The sequence below is a fragment of the Desulfuromonas sp. DDH964 genome, from assembly GCF_001611275.1.
Taxonomy (GTDB): domain Bacteria; phylum Desulfobacterota; class Desulfuromonadia; order Desulfuromonadales; family DDH964; genus DDH964.
This window is the reverse complement of record NZ_CP015080.1, coordinates 138,776-155,216: the sequence shown is the minus strand read 5'-3', so window position 1 is coordinate 155,216 and position 16,441 is coordinate 138,776. Positions and strand designations below refer to the sequence as shown.

General features: G+C 64.6%; 19 protein-coding genes. 1 reads left to right on the top strand and 18 read right to left on the bottom strand.

What is annotated here, in order from left to right:
• Positions 1–10: 10 nt before the first annotated feature.
• Complete coding sequence (locus DBW_RS00745; protein WP_066722844.1) at positions 11–832, bottom strand: class II glutamine amidotransferase; 822 nt, start codon at positions 830–832, stop codon at positions 11–13.
• A 2-nt stretch (positions 833–834) separates the two neighbouring features.
• Positions 835–1,134, bottom strand: coding sequence for a DUF2325 domain-containing protein (locus tag DBW_RS00740; protein WP_066722840.1), 300 nt, complete (start codon positions 1,132–1,134; stop codon positions 835–837).
• A 195-nt stretch (positions 1,135–1,329) separates the two neighbouring features.
• Between DBW_RS00740 and DBW_RS00735 the strand changes: the two genes are divergently transcribed.
• Positions 1,330–2,475, top strand: a complete 1,146-nt coding sequence (locus tag DBW_RS00735) for a MalY/PatB family protein (RefSeq protein ID WP_066722837.1) — start codon at positions 1,330–1,332, stop codon at positions 2,473–2,475.
• Between the two features lie 156 nt (positions 2,476–2,631).
• On the opposite strand, the gene DBW_RS19180 is transcribed toward DBW_RS00735, so the two are convergent.
• The 16 genes from DBW_RS19180 to DBW_RS17920 form a co-directional block, all read right to left on the bottom strand.
• Complete coding sequence (locus tag DBW_RS19180) at positions 2,632–2,901, bottom strand: DUF3793 family protein (protein ID WP_157471664.1); 270 nt, start codon at positions 2,899–2,901, stop codon at positions 2,632–2,634.
• A 106-nt stretch (positions 2,902–3,007) separates the two neighbouring features.
• Entirely contained in the window at positions 3,008–3,820 is an 813-nt protein-coding gene (locus tag DBW_RS00730; protein WP_066722832.1) for a methyltransferase domain-containing protein, read from the bottom strand.
• 19 nt (positions 3,821–3,839) lie between these two features.
• Entirely contained in the window at positions 3,840–4,640 is an 801-nt protein-coding gene (locus DBW_RS00725) for an alpha/beta hydrolase family protein (RefSeq protein WP_066722829.1), read from the bottom strand.
• Positions 4,637–4,759: a hypothetical protein gene (locus DBW_RS19050; RefSeq protein WP_257722362.1), complete on the bottom strand. Its 123-nt coding sequence runs from the start codon at positions 4,757–4,759 to the stop codon at positions 4,637–4,639. Before DBW_RS19050 ends, DBW_RS00725 begins: the two co-directional genes overlap by 4 nt.
• 42 nt (positions 4,760–4,801) lie before the next feature.
• Entirely contained in the window at positions 4,802–5,590 is a 789-nt protein-coding gene (locus DBW_RS00720; RefSeq protein WP_066722826.1) for an ABC transporter ATP-binding protein, read from the bottom strand.
• Positions 5,587–6,453, bottom strand: a complete 867-nt coding sequence (locus tag DBW_RS00715; protein ID WP_082820095.1) for an ABC transporter permease — start codon at positions 6,451–6,453, stop codon at positions 5,587–5,589. The genes DBW_RS00720 and DBW_RS00715 overlap by 4 nt, the downstream gene beginning before the upstream one ends.
• Before the next feature lie 11 nt (positions 6,454–6,464).
• Positions 6,465–7,445 (bottom strand): aliphatic sulfonate ABC transporter substrate-binding protein, encoded by a 981-nt coding sequence (locus tag DBW_RS00710; protein ID WP_066722823.1) that lies wholly within the window; start codon positions 7,443–7,445, stop codon positions 6,465–6,467.
• A 55-nt stretch (positions 7,446–7,500) separates the two neighbouring features.
• The gene (locus tag DBW_RS00705) at positions 7,501–8,340 is read right to left on the bottom strand and encodes a 4Fe-4S dicluster domain-containing protein (protein WP_066722819.1); all 840 of its coding nucleotides are present in this window, start codon (positions 8,338–8,340) and stop codon (positions 7,501–7,503) included.
• Between the two features lie 131 nt (positions 8,341–8,471).
• Positions 8,472–9,764: a homocysteine synthase gene (locus DBW_RS00700; protein ID WP_066722816.1), complete on the bottom strand. Its 1,293-nt coding sequence runs from the start codon at positions 9,762–9,764 to the stop codon at positions 8,472–8,474.
• A 183-nt stretch (positions 9,765–9,947) separates the two neighbouring features.
• Entirely contained in the window at positions 9,948–11,021 is a 1,074-nt protein-coding gene (gap, locus tag DBW_RS00695; RefSeq protein ID WP_066722813.1) for a type I glyceraldehyde-3-phosphate dehydrogenase, read from the bottom strand.
• Positions 11,011–11,805 (bottom strand): ABC transporter ATP-binding protein, encoded by a 795-nt coding sequence (locus DBW_RS00690; RefSeq protein ID WP_066722810.1) that lies wholly within the window; start codon positions 11,803–11,805, stop codon positions 11,011–11,013. Before DBW_RS00690 ends, gap begins: the two co-directional genes overlap by 11 nt.
• Complete coding sequence (locus DBW_RS00685; protein ID WP_066722806.1) at positions 11,802–12,569, bottom strand: ABC transporter permease; 768 nt, start codon at positions 12,567–12,569, stop codon at positions 11,802–11,804. The genes DBW_RS00690 and DBW_RS00685 overlap by 4 nt, the downstream gene beginning before the upstream one ends.
• A 1-nt stretch (position 12,570) precedes the next feature.
• Complete coding sequence (locus DBW_RS00680) at positions 12,571–13,530, bottom strand: ABC transporter substrate-binding protein (protein WP_066722802.1); 960 nt, start codon at positions 13,528–13,530, stop codon at positions 12,571–12,573.
• Positions 13,531–13,533: 3 nt separating this feature from the next.
• Entirely contained in the window at positions 13,534–15,477 is a 1,944-nt protein-coding gene (gene cooS / locus DBW_RS00675; RefSeq protein ID WP_082820094.1) for an anaerobic carbon-monoxide dehydrogenase catalytic subunit, read from the bottom strand.
• The gene (locus tag DBW_RS00670) at positions 15,477–16,238 is read right to left on the bottom strand and encodes a hypothetical protein (protein ID WP_066722799.1); all 762 of its coding nucleotides are present in this window, start codon (positions 16,236–16,238) and stop codon (positions 15,477–15,479) included. The genes cooS and DBW_RS00670 overlap by 1 nt, the downstream gene beginning before the upstream one ends.
• Positions 16,239–16,258: 20 nt before the next feature.
• Positions 16,259–16,423, bottom strand: coding sequence for a YezD family protein (locus DBW_RS17920; protein ID WP_082820093.1), 165 nt, complete (start codon positions 16,421–16,423; stop codon positions 16,259–16,261).
• Positions 16,424–16,441: the final 18 nt, after the last annotated feature.

The window sequence follows — 16,441 nt, the reverse complement described above, 5'->3', positions numbered from 1 at the left end:
CCCCTCAGATTCACCTCAACGGACTGCTCTCCAGCGACTGCACCGGACTGGGCGCGGTGTCGGCCTGTTCGACCACCTCCCCCTCGCGAAACATCCACAGGGTGCCGGGGCGCATGTCGACCCAGGCCTCGTTGTCGGTCAGCGGCAGCGAGGTGATCACCGCCACCCGGTCGCGCGGCGTGGTCAGTTCACGGAAATCGACAGCCACATCCTCATCCACCAGATGCGCCTCGCCGAAGGGTGCCTGACGCACAATATAACTGAGCCGCGTCGAACAATGGGCGACCATCACCTGCCCGTTGCTGAGCAGGTAATTGCTGATCCCCTGCGGGGCAAATTCCAGGGTCAGCTCCTGCAGGACGGCAAACAGCGCGGCCGGTGCCGGGGGCGTGGTGCCGAAGCGCTGCTTGAGGCTTTGCAGCAGCCAGCAGAAGATCCATTCGCTGTCGGTGTTGCCGACCGGCATGAAATTGCCATCCAGGGCAGGCTTGAACAGCGGCAGGTGGCCGTTGTGGGCGAAGAGCCAGTGCCGCCCCCAGAGCTCACGCTGGAACGGATGGGTATTCTCCAGGGTCACCACCCCTGCGGTCGCTTTGCGGATGTGAGCGATGACGTTCAGCGACCGGATCGGATAGGATCGCACCAGCTCCGCCAGCGGCGAGTGGGCGGATGGCTGCGGGTCGAGAAACAGCCGCGCCCCCTTCCCCTCGAAAAAGCCGATCCCCCAGCCGTCGCCATGGACGTCGGTCGCCCCGCCGCGGCGGCGAAAACCGGTAAAGGAGAAACAGATGTCGGTGGGGACGTTGCAGTTCATCCCGAGCAGTTGGCACATGGTCAGCTCCGCGTTGCGCCCTGCTGTTGCAGGCAATTCAGGCAATCCCGGACCGCGCAGACCCCGCACTGATGCGACATGGAGACCGGAATCCGCTGCGCCCGGGCGACCTTCATCACTTCGCGCCGGGCCCGGTGGGAGATCTTGCCGGTGAGCAGCAGCACCGCCTGGCAATGGCTGACCTTGGCGGCAAGATTGGTTTCCGCGGTATTGTAGACGCGCAGCTCGATCCCGAGCTTCTGCGCCTCTTCCCGGTAGTGGCGCTGCAGCCGGTCAAGTCCGCCGATCAGGGAAATCTGCATGGCCGCTCCTGCGGAAAAAACTTTTGACTTCTGGCCTTCTGTCGGTGAAAATGCTATAACCCTATCGTTTAGATAGAATTTAAATCGGGCAGGCGGGCCCTGTCAAGATGTTTCTGCGGTTTTCGCGAAAACCAGCCACCCACCGCGGCTCGCAGAAGGAGCCCCCCTGTGGACAAACGTCAGTGAGGATTCTTCATGCCGCAACCGCTTTTCGATTTCGACCAGCTTATCGACCGCCGCCAGACCGGCAGCGAAAAATGGAACCGCTATGCCGGTCGCGACATCCTCCCGCTGTGGGTGGCCGATATGGACTTTGCCGCACCGCCGGCGGTCCTGGCCGCCCTGCATGAACGGATCGACCATGGGGTATTTGGCTACACGGCGCCGGGCGACGGGTTGCGCCGGGCGGTCATCGACCACCTGCAGCGGGACTTTGCCTGGCAAATCGGGGCGGAGGAACTGGTCTGGCTGCCGGGACTGGTGACCGGCCTGAACGTGCTGTGTCGCGCGGTCGGCGAAAGGGGGGACGCAGTACTGACCAGCTCGCCGATCTACCCGCCGTTTTTATCGGCGCCGGGGTTGTCCGAACGCGAGCTGCTGGATGTGCCACTGGTGCTGCGCGAGCAACGCTGGCAATTTGATTTTGCCGCCATCGAAGCGGCCATCACCCCGCGCACCCGGCTGCTGCTGCTGTGCAACCCGCACAATCCGGTGGGGCGCGCCTGGAGCCGCCCGGAACTGGAGGCGCTGGCGGAGATTGCGCGCCGCCACGATCTGGTGATCGGCTCCGACGACATCCACGCCGGGCTGGTGCTGAATCCGGAGCAGCGCCATATACCGATCGCGACCCTCGATCCGGGGGTCGCCAGCCGCTGCATCACTCTGCTCGCACCGAGCAAAACCTACAATATCCCCGGACTCGGCTGCTCCTTCGCGGTAATCTCCGATCCGCAGCTGCGCAAGCAATTCAAGCAGGCGATGGGGCGCATCGTGCCGCACGTCAACACCCTGGGGCTGACCGCCGCCGAAGCCGCCTATCGTCACGGCGAACCGTGGCGGCAGGAGTTGCTCGCCTATCTGCGTGGCAATCACGAACTGGTGACGCAGGCGATCGCCGCCATGCCGGGGCTGGCGATGACCCCGGTCGAGGCCACCTGTCTGGCGTGGATCGACACCCGCGCCCGCGGCCTTGATCAGCCGGGGCAATTCTTCGAAGCCGCGGGGGTCGGCCTCTCCGACGGCGGCGATTTCGGCGCCCCCGGCTTCGTGCGCCTTAATTTCGGCTGCCCGCGCAGCCTGCTGGTTGAAGCGCTGGAGAGGATGAAAAAGGCGCTGGGGTGAAGGTCGTTTTGTCGATGACAGTCAAATCGGCAAATTGAGCAGTATTCAAACCGGCGGCATCGCTAAGGGGGCCGAGAGTCGTTGGGCCATGTTGCCGGCGCAGCTGCCGGTAATGCTCGGCCAACCACAGGCTGCGGCGTGGCTGACCGTAGATCTTCAAGAGTTGCTGTGAGCTGAGCGGTCGCTTCCTCCAGCCGAGAAAGGCGGCCACGTCCTTGAGCGGATAGCCAGAAAGACACCGACCTCATGGGGGCAGGGTTCCTCGCCGAAACGCCGCCTCAGGTGGGCCAGCGCCGCCCGCCAGTCCTCCGGCGCCGGGTAGCCGGCCCGGCGTAGAAAAGCCGCGGCGTTGCATTGCGCCTGCCGTTCCTCTCTCCCGCCGTTGAGTCCCTCCCGCAGCGGGCAGACGCCGCAGTCGTGGGTCATGAAAACCCCAACAGGTTTCGGCAGCGCTCCACCATCATTTCCCTGCGTACTTTGGGAGATACCGTGTTGGTGAAGATCCCCATCGCTTCAACGTTTTTCTGCGGAATTAGCCTTCCGAAGCCGGCTTGCGCGCGATCAGTGCCGCATAGCCGATCTGGCCGAAAAACCGTCCTTTCCGCGTGCGCTGCCGGGCCTCGCCCTTCATTGCCGCTGCCAGCTCCCGCCCGATAACTCCTTCCTCGGCCAACGCCTCGGCACCGCGATCGACCACGCTCAGCAGGTAGTCGGGCCGGGTTTCGCTGTAGCTGAAGGTGCGAAAGTCGCGGACCGTGAATCCGGCCCCCTCGGCCAGGCCCGGCGCGCGCCGGGCCAGCCAGCTGTCGTGGATGAAGGCACGACGGAAGGACGCGGCGCAGAGCTGCAGGGGATCGAGGTCGTCGGTGCCGAAGGTGGTTGAGGCATAATCGCCGTCGAAGACCGCCAGCCAGCCTCCCGGCACCAGCACTCGAAAGGCTTCGTGCAGCGCGGCGGCCGGGTCGGTGAGGTGGCAGAGGGAGGTGTGAAAAACGACCACGTCCTGACTGGCGTCCGTCAGCGGCAAAGCCTCTGCGGAGCTTTCCCGAAATGTCAGTTTGCACTGATTCGCGGCGAGTTGCCGGGCTCTGCCAAGCAGCACTGGCGACGGATCGATGCCGATCACGGCACCGACGTCGGGGATTTGGGCCAGCACCCGGGCCACCGGCCCGGTGCCGCAGCCGACCTCGACCACACGGGCTCGGGCGGGGAAGTCGATCCGCTCCAGGTAGGCGCGCAGCATCGCCCGCTGCTGCGGGTCGGCGGCGCGTAGTTCCAGGATCGCGGCGAGCTGCTCGACCTGCTGTCGGGAGGCGGTGTCGATGGTGTTGTAGACGTCGGTCATGAAGTCCTCGGGGTGTCGGTCACCCGGTCAGGCGCCAGCCGGATTCCACCCGCCCCCCCTGGGCGGAGAACCAGTCGAGCGCCCGCCGGGCCTGAATATCGTGCTCGCCGTCGAAAATTTCCAAGAAGAAGCGCCGGGCGCCCAACGCGTGCAGTCGTTCGGCGAGGCGCCAGCTGTGCTGCCAGGGGACCAGGGGATCGAAGCGGCCGTGGTGCAGAAAGAGGTTGGTTTCGGTCAGGGCGGCGGCATGTTCCAGCGGCGAACGCTCGCGATAGCGCCGGTCGATGTCGGCCGAGGCGCCCGGAGGACCGCCAAGACAGGCCTCGATGTGCGGCGCGTAGTAGCTCGCCTCGCCGTGCCAGAGGGCGAGATCGGTGATCGGCACCCAGACGCTGACGGCACGCCAGCGGGCGGGGTCCGCCGCCGCGACCAGCAGCGCCAGTTGTCCCCCGCCGCTGCCACCAAGCAGAAAGAGCCGCTGCCGGTCGATGGAGAAACGCGCCGTTATCCAGGCCGTCGCATCGAGCACATCCTGTCGCGCCAGGGGTGAGCCGGCAGCTTGCTCCGCATGGGGATTGCCGGCCAGGTTGGGGCCGCGCGCCTCGGGCAGCAGCAGCGCCCAGCTGCGCTCGCGGCAGAGCGGCAGCAGGGTCTCCAGCTGATTGAAGCGGTCAAAACTCCAGGTGTGCAGGGCAACCAGCAGTGGAAAAGGACCATCCCCCTCGGGGATGAAATACAGGTTTGGCTCCGCTGAGCCGTCAAGCAAGGAAGGGATGCGGATTTCCCGCACTCCCATGCTGTCAAGGTCTTTGCGACTCACACCAGAACTCCTTTCGATGGACGGTGCGCGGCGATCAGCTCGCCGCCGGGTTCGAGACTGGCGTGACCAAGGTCGAGTTCCTGTTGATAGGCAAGAGTGTTCTCGTCAATACGGCGCATGAGGTACTCGACTTATCCCGGGTGCTAACACGCCGCCGGTCCTCAGATCGCATAGGCAAAGGGCTGCTCGGCGCCGTGAAAAAAGTGACCGTAAATCTCCTTGCGGATCTGCACAAAATCGTAGCTGCTGCGATCGCGCGGGCGCGGGAGGTTCACCGGGAGAATTTTTTTGATCGTCCCCGGCCGGCTTGACATGATCACCACCCGGTCGCCGAGGAAAATCGCCTCGTCGATGTCGTGAGTGACCAGGACCATGGTGGTCTTCTCCACCTCCCAGATCCGCAGGATTTCCTCCTGCATCTGGATCCGGGTCAGGGCATCGAGGGCGCCGAACGGCTCGTCGAGCAGCAGCAGTTCGGGACGGGTGACCAGGGCGCGGGCGATGGCGGCGCGCTGCGCCATGCCGCCGGAGAGCTGATCGGGGTAGGCGCGGGCAAACTTTTCGAGACCGACCAGCTCGATATGCTCATCGACCGAGCGCTGCTGCTCGACGGTCAGTTTGCGGCCGAGGCCGAAGGCGACATTTTCCACGACTGTCAGCCAGGGGAGGAGGCGGTGTTCCTGAAAGACCATCCCCCGCTCCAGGCTCGGGGAAAAAATCGTTTTGTCGCCCAGGCGGACACTGCCGGCTGAGCTGGTTTCCAGCCCGGCAACGATGCGCAGCAGGGTGCTCTTGCCGCAACCGCTGCTGCCGACGATACTGACAAATTCACCCGGTTCGATGGCGAGATCGACCTGTTCCAGGGCGACGATTTCATCGCCGTTGACCTGAAACGATTTCTGCAGCTGGTCGATGGCGAGGGCCCGTGGGTGGGCCGGGGTGACGGTCATATTCCTGCTCTCCTTCTCTCTTTGCCGACCGGATGCGCCCGGCGTTGCCAGCGCCGGCCGACGCTCTCCAGCAGCAGGTCGGTCAGCTTGCCGAAGATGGCAAACAGAACAATGCTAGCGATGATGATCGCGGCACGGCCGGTCATCTGGCCATCGACCATCAAAAAGCCGAGCCCCCTGCTCGCCCCCATCAGTTCGGCGGCGACGACGAACATCCAGCCGAGCCCCAGCCCGCTGCGCAGTCCGACCAGATAAGCCGGCAGGGTTGCCGGCAAAACGATGCGCCGAATCAACTCGATCCCTTTAAGCTGAAAGATCCGACCGACTTCCAGCAGTTTGCGGTCGACCTGCAAAATACCGCTGTAAAGGTTGAGGTAGACGGGGAAAAAAACCCCGACGGCGATGAGGCTGACCTTCGAAGATTCCTGCACTCCGAGCCAGAGCAGAAACAGCGGCACCCAGGCCATGGACGGGATGTTACGCAACGCCTGCAACAGCGGGTCGAGAAGTTTGCGCGCCAGCGGCAGGTAGCCGGTGAGGGTGCCGAACAGGGTGGCGGCGATCGCACCGAGTAAGAATCCTGCCGCGATGCGCCACAAGGTGATACCGATATGCCCGAGGAGTTCCCCCTGCCGTGCCAGGTCGAAAATGGTGGTGGCGACGACGCTCGGCGCCGGCAGCCAGTTGGGCGGGAAGACCCCCATGCGGGCGAGAATCTCCCAGACGGCGACCAGCAGGGCCGGCAGCAGCCAGCCCAGCAGTGGATCGGGGAGCCGGAGTCCGCGCCAGGCGCGGACTCCGGTCCTGGTCAATGTCTTTGTCAACGCCGCCGCAAGCGCGGTTTCGTGACCGTAGCTACTCATGATTCGTGTCCTTACCTGGCAACTTTGGCGATGAAACCCGGATCGATCAGACTGCCGACCGTCGCCTCGATATCGACCGTTTCCGGAATGATGCCGCTCTTTTTCAAGACCGCGCCAGCGGCGGCGATCGCCTTGTGCTGGACGTCGCCGATGACCGGATTGCTCAGATCGGTGCGCTCCAGTTCCTTGGCCGCAACTTCCGGACTCAACTTGGCGTCCCGGGCCAGGACCGCCTTGAGTTCGTCCGGGTGGGCGATAGCGTGCTTGCGCGCCTTCTCGTAGACCGTCAGCACCCTGACCACGTAGTCAGGATACTGTTTGGCGAACTCTTCGCGCACGTTGAGCACGCCGTAGGTGTTGAGATCGGGGTCGCGAAAGAAGAGGCGGGCGCCTTTTTCCAGTTCGATCTGCGCCATGTGCGGATCGAGGCCCGCCCAGGCGGCGACATCGCCGCGATCGAGGGCATTTTTGCCGTCGGGATGCTGCAGGGGAACCAGTTCGATGTCTTTTTCCGACAGGCCGAAGCGATCAAGGGCGCGCAGCAGGAAGATGTGCGGGTCGGTACCGCGGGTAGCGGCGACCTTTTTCCCTTTGAGGTCGGTCACCTTCTGGATCGGACTGTCTTTGGCGGTGACCAGGGCGGTCCATTCCGGTTTCGAATAAAGGTAAATCGCCTTGATCGGGTTGCCGTTGGCCTTGCCGATCAGCGAAGCGGCGCCGGCAGTGGAACCGAAATCGACGCTCTTGCTGTTCAGCAGCTCCAGGGCCTTGTTGCTGCCGAGGCTCAGATACCACTCGACCTTGATGTTCTCCTTGGCCAGCTCGGTTTCGAGCCACCCCTTGTCCTTGAGCAAAAGAGCGACCGGGTTGTAGTAGGCGTAATCGACGCGGATAACGGCCGGCTTGCCCACGGCTTCCTCTTTGCTGCAACCGGTCAGTCCGGCGACGGCGGCAACGAGGGCGAGAAGGATGAGCATGAAGCGTTTTTTCATAATGGAACTCCTTGGTGTGTTGGGGGTGAATGTTGAACGAAACCGATCGTTCAAGTTAGCTGATGCGGTTGCCCGACGAGCCGTGGCGGCGCTGGTGGACCCAGCTCTTGTAGCGCGGGTCGTCGGGATTCTTTTCGATGGCCTCGCGTTCGTCGAGATAGAGGCCGAGATTGGTGCTGGCGTACAGGGCGCGGTCGGCGCCGATCGGGCAGACCTTGGCGCAGATGCCGCAGGGCCAGCGGTTTTCCGCGCGCAGCACCTGGTGATGACGGGTGCAGGCATCGACATCCATGTCGGCAATCAGCTGGTCGTCGCGGGTGGTAAAGGCCTGCGACGGGCAGAGTTTGCGGCAGAGGTCGCACTTGATGCAGAGCTCCTTCTTCAGCAGCGGCGTCGCCGGCAGTTCCAGACTGGTCAGGATCGAGACCAGCCGCACCCGCGGTCCGTATTCGGGGACGAGGAGGTTGTGGCTGTAGCCGATGGTGCCAAGCCCGGCGTATTTGGCGGCAAAGACGTGGCTGAAACACCCCGGCGGCAGTTCGAGCAGAATTTCGAGATTGCCGTAGCCGTCCCGCGGCATGAAGATCGCCGGAGCGCCGCGGTCGTTGAGGTAGATCGACAGGCGAAAGCCGATCTGGTCGAGGAGACTGTTGGAGGCGTTGTACATCTCCTGATAGTTGATCGACGGCGTCGTCTCGATGATCGGCAGCAGCATCGGCACGCCGATGACGATGACCGTACGCGCCTCCTTCCACAGGGCGGTCGGCCGGTAGTCGGGACGCACCTCGTCAAACTCTTCCCAGCGCTCAACCGGCGCGAAGCCGACGAGGCTCGCCCCGAGGTCGCGGGCTTTTTTGATCAGCTGTTGTTTACTGGGCGCTTTTATCCGTGTCATGGTCGGACATGTCCTTGAGTCCTGCTGGTGTGCCGGGAACAAAAAAGGCCGAACACACCCACGTTTCGGGGTGTATCCGGCCTCCAGTTGTCTGGTCAGCATGTTCCGGGGCGCACCCCGGTTGTCAGGTTTCAAATCTGCGCCAGCGCCTGCTCCAGGTCGGCGATGATGTCCTGCAGGTTCTCGATCCCCACCGACAGGCGGATGAAGTCGGGGGTGACGCCGGCTTCGAGCTGCTCGGCGGCGGTGAGCTGCTGATGGGTGGTCGAGGCCGGGTGGATCACCAGCGACTTGGCGTCGCCGATATTGGCCAGCAGCGAGTGGAGCTTGAGGGCGTTGATGAACTTCTTCCCTTCCTCGATTCCACCCTTGATGCCGAAGCCGATCAGGGCGCCGTAGAGGGCGTGATTGTGGTACTTCTTCGCCAACTCATGAGAGGGGTGCTCCGGCAGTCCCGGATAGTTGACCCAGCCGACCTTGGGGTGCTTTTGCAGATATTGGGCAACGGCCAGGGCGTTGGTACTGTGGCGCTCCAGGCGCAGGTGGAGCGTCTCAAGCCCCTGCAGGAAGAGGAAGGAGTTGAAGGGGGAGACGGCCGGACCGAGATCGCGCAGCAGCTGCACGCGGATTTTGACGATGTAGGCGATATTGCCCAGCACTTCCCAGAAGTTGACCCCGTGATACGAGGGATCGGGCTTGGCGAGCTGCGGAAACTTGCCGTTCCCCCAGTTGAAGGTGCCGCCGTCGACGATGACGCCGCCGATGGAGGTGCCGTGGCCGCCAATGAACTTGGTCGCCGAGTGGACGACGATGTCGGCGCCGTGCTTGAGGGGGTTGATCAGGTAGGGGGACGGCGTGGTGTTGTCGACCACCAGCGGCAGATCATGGTCGTGGGCGATTCTGGCGACGGCGGCGATATCGAGCACATCGAGTTTCGGATTGCCGACGCTCTCGGCGTAGATTGCTTTGGTTTTCGGCGTGATCGCCTTGCGGAAATTCTCCGGATCGGACGGGTCGACGAACTTCACCGTAATGCCGAGCTGGGGAAAGGTGTAGTGAAACAGGTTGTAGGTGCCGCCGTAGAGGCTGGCCGCCGAAACGATCTCGTCGCCGGCATGGGCCAGGGTGAGCAGCGCCAGGCTGATCGCCGACTGCCCCGAGGCGACCGCCAGCGCCGCCACCCCTCCTTCGAGGGCGGCGACCCGCTGCTCGAAGACATCCGAGGTCGGGTTCATCAGCCGGGTGTAGATGTTGCCGAATTCCTGCAGGCCGAAGAGCCGCGCCGCATGGTCGGCGTCGTCGAAGACGTAGGAGGTGGTCTGGTAGATCGGCACCGCCCGCGCCTTGGTGGTCGGGTCGGGTTTCTGGCCAGCGTGCAGGGCCAGGGTCTCGGGGCGGTACTGCGGTTCGGTCGCTTCACTCATGGTCAAATCTCCTTAGTCAGAAAAGAGGTAAAACCGAACCGCCTGCCAAGAAGGGGCAGATTCGGCGTTGTGTGGGCTGGATGGCCTCGTCAATTAAAACTGTATGTCTATCGTTTTTGTAGGCTAATAAAAGTACCTTGGCTTGTCAAGCTTATTTTGGGGCGCCGCGAATTTAATTTCGCTTCAGACGGCGACCTGCACCGGCGGCGCCGACTCCTGCCGGGCGAGGTAGGCGGCCAGCTCGACCAGCCGGCTGGCATAGCCGGTTTCGTTGTCGTACCAGGCGATAACACGCACCAGGTTGCCGCCAGTGACGGTAGTACAAAGACCATCGACAATGGCCGAGGCGCAGCGGCCTTGAAAGTCCCGGGAGACCAGCGGCAGCTCGCAATACTCGACAATCCCCTTGAGGCGGCCCTGGGCCGCCGAACGCAATACCGAATTGACCTCGGCCACGCTGGTGGCGACACGGGTCTCGACGACCAGGTCGAGCAGCGCGACGCTGGCGGTCGGAACACGCACTGCCATCCCCTGCAGCCGCCCCGCCAGCTCCGGCAGAACCTGCTCCACCGCGGCAATCGCCGAGGTGGTCGTCGGGATGATGGAGAGTCCAGCCGCCCGGCCGCGCCGCGGGTCGGCGTGGGGTTGATCGCTGAGGGCCTGGTTGTTGGTGGCGGGATGGACGGTGTTCATCATCCCTTTGGCAATCCCGAACCTCTCCAGCAGAACCTTGGCGATGGGAGCCAGACAGTTGGCGGTGCAGGAGGCGTTGGAAAGAATCTGCTGCTCCGGGCGGCAGTCGGCTTCATTGACCCCCAGGCAAACGGTCAGGTCGGCATCGGCACAGGGCGCGCTGATGATCACCCGCCGGGCGCCGGCGTGCAGGTGCTTTTCGGCAGCGGCGCGGCGGGCGAAACGGCCGGTGGCCTCGATGACGATATCGATTCCCAACTCCCGCCAGGGGAGCACGGCCGGGTCGGGGATCTGCAACATCCGGATAGTGCGGCCATCGATCCGCATGGCACCGGCCTCCACATCGACACTTCCCGCAAAGGGGCCATGCACGGAATCGTATTGGAACAGATGGGCCAGGGTCCGCGGCGGAGCCAGATCGTTGATCGCCACCACCTCGATGGCCGGCGAATGCTGCGCCAGGCGCAGAACCGTGCGTCCGATGCGGCCGAAACCGTTGATGGCGACCCGCGCCGCCGCAAGCTGTTCGCCGGGCAGGGTCGCGGCGGATGGATCAGATGACATAGTCTTGAGCCTGTTCATGTACCAATTGAAATTCCCGGAACAGTTCCCGGCGATAGGTGCTGAAGTCATCGCCGGTGCGGTCGCAGGGGCGCGCCAGGTCGATGCTGACGATCTTCTGCACCCGGCCGGGGTTCGGCGCCATCAGCACCACCTTGCCGCCGAGGTAGACTGCCTCGTCGAGATCGTGGGTGACGAACACCACGGTCGGCTTTTTCTGCTGCCAGAGCCGCAGCAGTTCGTCCTGCAGCCGCAGACGGGTGAAGGCATCCAGCGCCGCGAACGGCTCGTCCATGAACAGCACGCTTGGTTCGACCGCCAGGGCCCGGGCCAGGGCGACGCGCTGCCGCATGCCGCCGGAGAGCTGGTGCGGATGCCGGTCCGCGGCCTGACCAAGACCGACCAGATCCAGATAATGCCGGGCCCGCTCCTGCGCCTCGGCGCCGCGCTGTCCGCGGGCCTCAAGGGCGAAGAGGATATTGCCGAGGGCGCTTTTCCAGGGGTAGAGACCATAATCCTGAAAGATCATGATGTGATCGGGGTCGGGGCCGAGCACCTGCCGGCCATCGATTTCAATCCGCCCGCTGCTCGGCCGGGTGAAGCCGGCCAGCAGGTTGATCAGCGTGGTCTTGCCGCACCCGCTCGGCCCGACCAGACAGACGAACTCGCCGGCGGCGATCTCCAGATCGACGCTGGCCAGGGCGCAGGTCGCCGCGCCGCGCTGGTTGGGGAAGCGCTTTTCCACCTCGCGCAGCAGAATTTTGCTGTTGGTCGGCACCGCAGTCATGATGGCGTCTTCCCCCAGAGGCGGCCGATGAACCCCTCCGCGCCCCGCATCCCCCGGTAGATCGCCAGCCCAAGCAGACCGACCACCAGCATGCCGGCCATGATCCAGTCGGTGCGCAGAAAGTTGCGCGCGTCGACGATCAGGTAGCCAAGGCCCGACTGGGCCCCGAGCATCTCGCCGGCGACCAGGTGAATCCAGGCGGTGCCGACGGCGATGTGCAGGCCGACCATGATCCCCGGAAAGGCGGCCGGAACAATGACCTTGAGAAAGGTCATGCGTCGTCCGGCACCGAAATTGGCCGCCACCTTCAGATAAACCTCCGGCACCTGGCGCACCGCATCGACCGTGGCGAGCAGCACCGGGTAGAAGGCGGCGAGAAAGATGATGAAGATCGCCGGGGCGTTGCCGATGCCGAACCACAAAACCGCCAGCGGAAACCAGGCGATGGGCGAGATCGGCCGCAGCACCTGCAACAGCGGATCGACGGCGCGGCGGCACCTGGGGTGCTGGCCGAGGAGCAGGCCGAGGGGGATGGCGATCGCCACCGCCAGCAGGTAGGCACTGGCGAAGCGCCACAGGCTGATGCCGATATGCTCCCAGAGCAGACCGCTGGCCGCCAGTTCACGCAACGCCGCCAGCACCGCGAGAGGCGACGGGAAGAGTGCCGGCGGATAGAAAGAAGCCGCCATCTGCCAGAGCAGCACAAAGCCGGTCAAGGCAGACAGCGGCAACAGGGGGTGAAACCGTTTAAAAAAGCGCAACATATCAGCCGGCGAAGAAACGGGTGTCGACATAGTCGGTCAGATCAACCTCATCCTTGGCGACGCCGAACTGGAGCATCAGTTTCTGGGTGGCGGTAAAATCGGCAAGGTCAGGCTTGAGCCGGTCGAAGGTCAGCCGCCCGGCCGGCTTGGTCAGGACGAACTCCACCACCTCGGCCTTCTGTCCGAGGTACTTCACCGAGGCCCGGGCGGCGGCGACCGGATCCTGCTGAATGAAACGGGCGGTGCGCTGCATACCGTCGATCAGTTCCTGCACCGCTTCCGGGTAAGTGTCGATCACTGCTTCACGCAGGTTGAGGACGCAACAGATGTGATCGGGCCAGATATCCTTGGAGAGGGTCAGCACCTTGCCGACCTTCTGGAACTCGGCCTGGGCCCCGAAGGGTTCAGCGACGATGTAGCCGTCGATGCGGCCGGTGGCCAGCGCCACCGGCATCTCCGGCGGGGCCATATCGAGCAGCTTGACCTCGGTGTTCGGATCGATGCCGCACTCGGTGAGCAGCTTGCGCAGCAGCAGATTGTGGGTCGAGAATGGGCTGGGGATGGCGATGGTGCGCCCCTTGAGGTCGTCGATGCGCTGGATCTCGTCGCCACTCTTGACGGTGATGACGCTGCCATTGCGATGGCCGAGCAGCACCACCTTGAGGGGCACCCCCTTGTTGCGCAGGGTCAGGCCGATGGGGGTGAGCAAAAAGGCGCCGTCGATGGCGCCGGCCTTGAGCGCCTCGGAGACATCGGGCCAGGAGGAGAACTTGACCGGCTCGAAGTCGAGATGGCGGAACTGCTCGCGGGCGGCGGCGAGCACCAGCAGGTGATCGGTGATCGGTAGATGGCCGATGCGCAGTTTGGCCTTGGTGTTGGCGGCGCGTGCCGTCAAGGGACCGAGCAGAGGGGCGGCGGCCAGGGCGCCGAGGCCGGTTTTGAGAAAATCGCGACGTTTCATGCTTTAAGCTCCTTGCGTGTTGGTTGTAGAGGTGTCCGGCCAGCCGAGCTGACGGCGGCGCTGACGCAAATCGATGACCAGGCGCGCGGCGAGCTGCCGCGGATCGGGCTCGACCACCATCACCGAACCGAGGGTTTCGCGGGTAGCGCTGTAGAAAAAATTCGCGACCTTGTCCGAGCCGCCGATGGGCGGGGCGATGCAGTGGTAGGAATCGAGTCCGAGCAGGCGAAACCCGAGGGCCGCGCCGACCCCTTTTTCGTTCGACCACTCCGGGCTGGAGAAGGCGAAGGGGAGACGCTTAAGCGGTTCGTTCAGGGCATCGGCCAGCACCCGGAACAGGGCCGAGGCGCGGGCATTGTCGAGGCATTCGCCCATGTGCCAGACCGGCGGCAGCCCCTTCTCCGCGAGCAGCGCCTGCAATCCCGGTCCCGCCTGAGCCAGCCCGTCGGGGTGACAGAAGCCGAGCTTGAGCAGGGCATAGGCGGCGCAGCCGTTGGTCAGCACCAGAATGTCCTGTTCAATCAGCCTGGCCGCCACCTGCGTGATCGCCTCCTCGTAGACCAGCTTGGGGTTGTTGCAGCCGACCAGGTTGACGATGCCGCGAATCCGGCCGCTGCGCAGCTGCTCGCCCAGCACCGCGGCGCCGCCGAAGGAGGCGAGGATATTCTCCACGGCAAAGCCGACCTCGGCCTCGATGCGTGCCGGAGGAATGAAGATCTTGCCCGCCACCCGGCTGCCGAAGCTGTCGATCGCCCGACCGATGATCTGCTCGGCGATGGCGTCGGCCTGGTCGAGATTGTCATGGTGATGGTTGAAGCCGAGATGCTCGGCCCCCGGCAGGCGCGCCGAATCGCTGGTGGTGATCACCCGGGTGTGAAAACAGGCGGCGACATCCATGATGCCGGGAAAGACATCCTGCACGTCGGCGACCCACAGATCGAGGGCGCCGGTCGCCAGCGTCAGTTCAGCTCCCATGGCACTGGCCAGCGGCTGGACGTCGCCGAATTTGGCCAGGGCCGAATGGCCGGAGCAGCAGATGCCGTAGAGCCGGATCTTTTTCGCGCCCTGCTGCCGCGCCCGGGCGTTGAGATCCTCGCGCCGGGCCGCCTTGACGATGGCGGCGACCAGCACCGGCGAATGACCGTGGACGGCGATGTTAACCGTGTCGGTGGTGAGCGTCCCCAGATTGACCTCGATCCGGCTCCGTTTCGGCAGGCCGTAGAGGCTGTCCATGGCGATGCTTGAGCCGACCACGCTGTTCCAGGCAAAGGCGAGCCCGCAGCGCAGCATCTGGCGCAGCAGGTTTTCCCAGTCGCCATCGGTGCCGGTGGTGGTGCGGTGCAGCGCCTCGAACACCTCGTGGTAGGCGCCGACCGGCAGAATATCGAGCGCCTTCCAGACCGCAAGCCGCTCCGGCGGTGCCAGCGCTTCAAGGGTTCGATGCGGTCCGGGCAGGGTGCGACAGAGGTCGTCAAGCAGGATCATGGCGATCTCGCCGGCCAGCTCGCGCACCTCGCGCCCCTCGATCTTAAGACCGAAGCTGCGCGCCGTGGCCAGCACCTTCTCCGGGCCGAGAATCGGCAGGTCGAGTCGGCCGTCGGCCGCCCCCTTGAGGGCCAGCATGACTTCGCGGCCGCGCGCCCCGTGGGCCGCGGCGCCCGCCGCCACCCAGCGCAGGATGTTGCGCGCGGCAATCACATGGGCGTCAGCCCCGCAGACGCCGCGCGGGCTTTTCGAGGTGATCCGGCAGGGGCCCATGTGGCAGTTCTTGCAGCAGGTCCCTTCCAGACCGAAGCCGCAATGCGGCTTCTGCGCGTCGAAGCGGTCGAAGGGGGTTTCGATGCCAAGCGCCTCCATCCGGGCCAGCATCTCGCGTACGGCCGGATCGGGGGTGCGTTGACGCACCGTCTGCTTGTCGGGATAATCCCTCGGCCCGGTGTTCTTCATCAGATCCCTTCTCCATAGCCGACATACCCCTCGCCCAGATCGTAGAGCCGCTCCCCCCAGTCGGCGGCCCAGTCGCGAAACTCCTCGTCGTCGAGGGCCATCGGCCGGGAGGGTTTCCCGGGCTGGCTGAGCAGTTTTGCCAGATCGCGATAGAGGTAGGCGGCGTGCGACAGGGGGGCGGCCTCGATAACCGTTTCGCCGAAGAAGGCGCTGCGGATCACGGCACGCGCGCGCGGCAGATAGCCTTCCAGGCCGATGCCGGTTTTGCGGGCGAAATCCTGCACGATGGAGCCTGCGTACGTTTCGGAGAGGTTGTTGCCGATCAGGCCGGTTGTCACATCCCGATCTTTGAGCGCCTGCCAGAGTCGATTGACCGCTCGGAGCGAGGCCGGCTCGATGTCCGTCACAGCCAGAACCTGGCTGGCCAGGCCGGCAACAAGCAGTTGTTGCAACCGGTCGAGGTTGTCGGCCAGGTCGATCAATACCAGTTCGGGCGCCGGGGCGCACGCGGCGATCGCAGCGGCGAGGGAGGCGGCTGACTGCTGGCCCCAGTACCGGCAGGCCAGCCCCTTGAAGCCGCTGGTCCAGCCGGCATCACCGACCGGCTCTCCCTGGCTGACCAACGCCGCAGACTGACCGGCGGCGCCATCGATCAGCAGGACGTCGCGCCCGGCTTCGGCACAGGCCGCCGCCAGATGCGCCGCAACGCCGGCGCTGCCGGCGCCGGGATGGCCAAAAAAGATCAGATACTGTGTGCTCATGCGGATTCCACTCTGCGGCGTTACTTCAGCCGTACCTTTTCACTCTTGTCGATCTGCACCACATGGCCGTCCTGGATCACCAGGGTGACACTGCCGTAGCGGATTTCGCTGATGGCCGCGCGCAGCCGGGTTTCGAGATCGCTGGTCCACAAATCGGGGGTGCTCTGCGGTGGATTGCTGCTCATGACGGCCTCCATTAACCG

Excerpts from the sequence above, each read along its gene's own strand:
- DBW_RS19180 (WP_157471664.1), bottom strand. The coding sequence starts at position 2,901 with ATGACCCACGACTGCGGCGTCTGCCCGCTGCGGGAGGGACTCAACGGC.
- DBW_RS00730 (WP_066722832.1), bottom strand. The coding sequence starts at position 3,820 with ATGACCGACGTCTACAACACCATCGACACCGCCTCCCGACAGCAGGTC.
- DBW_RS00740 (WP_066722840.1), bottom strand. The coding sequence starts at position 1,134 with ATGCAGATTTCCCTGATCGGCGGACTTGACCGGCTGCAGCGCCACTAC.
- DBW_RS00710 (WP_066722823.1), bottom strand. The coding sequence starts at position 7,445 with ATGAAAAAACGCTTCATGCTCATCCTTCTCGCCCTCGTTGCCGCCGTC.
- DBW_RS00715 (WP_082820095.1), bottom strand. The coding sequence starts at position 6,453 with ATGAGTAGCTACGGTCACGAAACCGCGCTTGCGGCGGCGTTGACAAAG.
- DBW_RS17920 (WP_082820093.1), bottom strand. The coding sequence starts at position 16,423 with ATGAGCAGCAATCCACCGCAGAGCACCCCCGATTTGTGGACCAGCGAT.
- DBW_RS00705 (WP_066722819.1), bottom strand. The coding sequence starts at position 8,340 with ATGACACGGATAAAAGCGCCCAGTAAACAACAGCTGATCAAAAAAGCC.
- DBW_RS00720 (WP_066722826.1), bottom strand. The coding sequence starts at position 5,590 with ATGACCGTCACCCCGGCCCACCCACGGGCCCTCGCCATCGACCAGCTG.
- DBW_RS00690 (WP_066722810.1), bottom strand. The coding sequence starts at position 11,805 with ATGACTGCGGTGCCGACCAACAGCAAAATTCTGCTGCGCGAGGTGGAA.
- DBW_RS19050 (WP_257722362.1), bottom strand. The coding sequence starts at position 4,759 with ATGCGCCGTATTGACGAGAACACTCTTGCCTATCAACAGGAACTCGAC.
- DBW_RS00680 (WP_066722802.1), bottom strand. The coding sequence starts at position 13,530 with ATGAAACGTCGCGATTTTCTCAAAACCGGCCTCGGCGCCCTGGCCGCC.
- DBW_RS00685 (WP_066722806.1), bottom strand. The coding sequence starts at position 12,569 with ATGTTGCGCTTTTTTAAACGGTTTCACCCCCTGTTGCCGCTGTCTGCC.
- gap (WP_066722813.1), bottom strand. The coding sequence starts at position 11,021 with ATGTCATCTGATCCATCCGCCGCGACCCTGCCCGGCGAACAGCTTGCG.
- DBW_RS00670 (WP_066722799.1), bottom strand. The coding sequence starts at position 16,238 with ATGAGCACACAGTATCTGATCTTTTTTGGCCATCCCGGCGCCGGCAGC.
- cooS (WP_082820094.1), bottom strand. The coding sequence starts at position 15,477 with ATGAAGAACACCGGGCCGAGGGATTATCCCGACAAGCAGACGGTGCGT.
- DBW_RS00700 (WP_066722816.1), bottom strand. The coding sequence starts at position 9,764 with ATGAGTGAAGCGACCGAACCGCAGTACCGCCCCGAGACCCTGGCCCTG.
- DBW_RS00735 (WP_066722837.1), top strand. The coding sequence starts at position 1,330 with ATGCCGCAACCGCTTTTCGATTTCGACCAGCTTATCGACCGCCGCCAG.
- DBW_RS00745 (WP_066722844.1), bottom strand. The coding sequence starts at position 832 with ATGTGCCAACTGCTCGGGATGAACTGCAACGTCCCCACCGACATCTGT.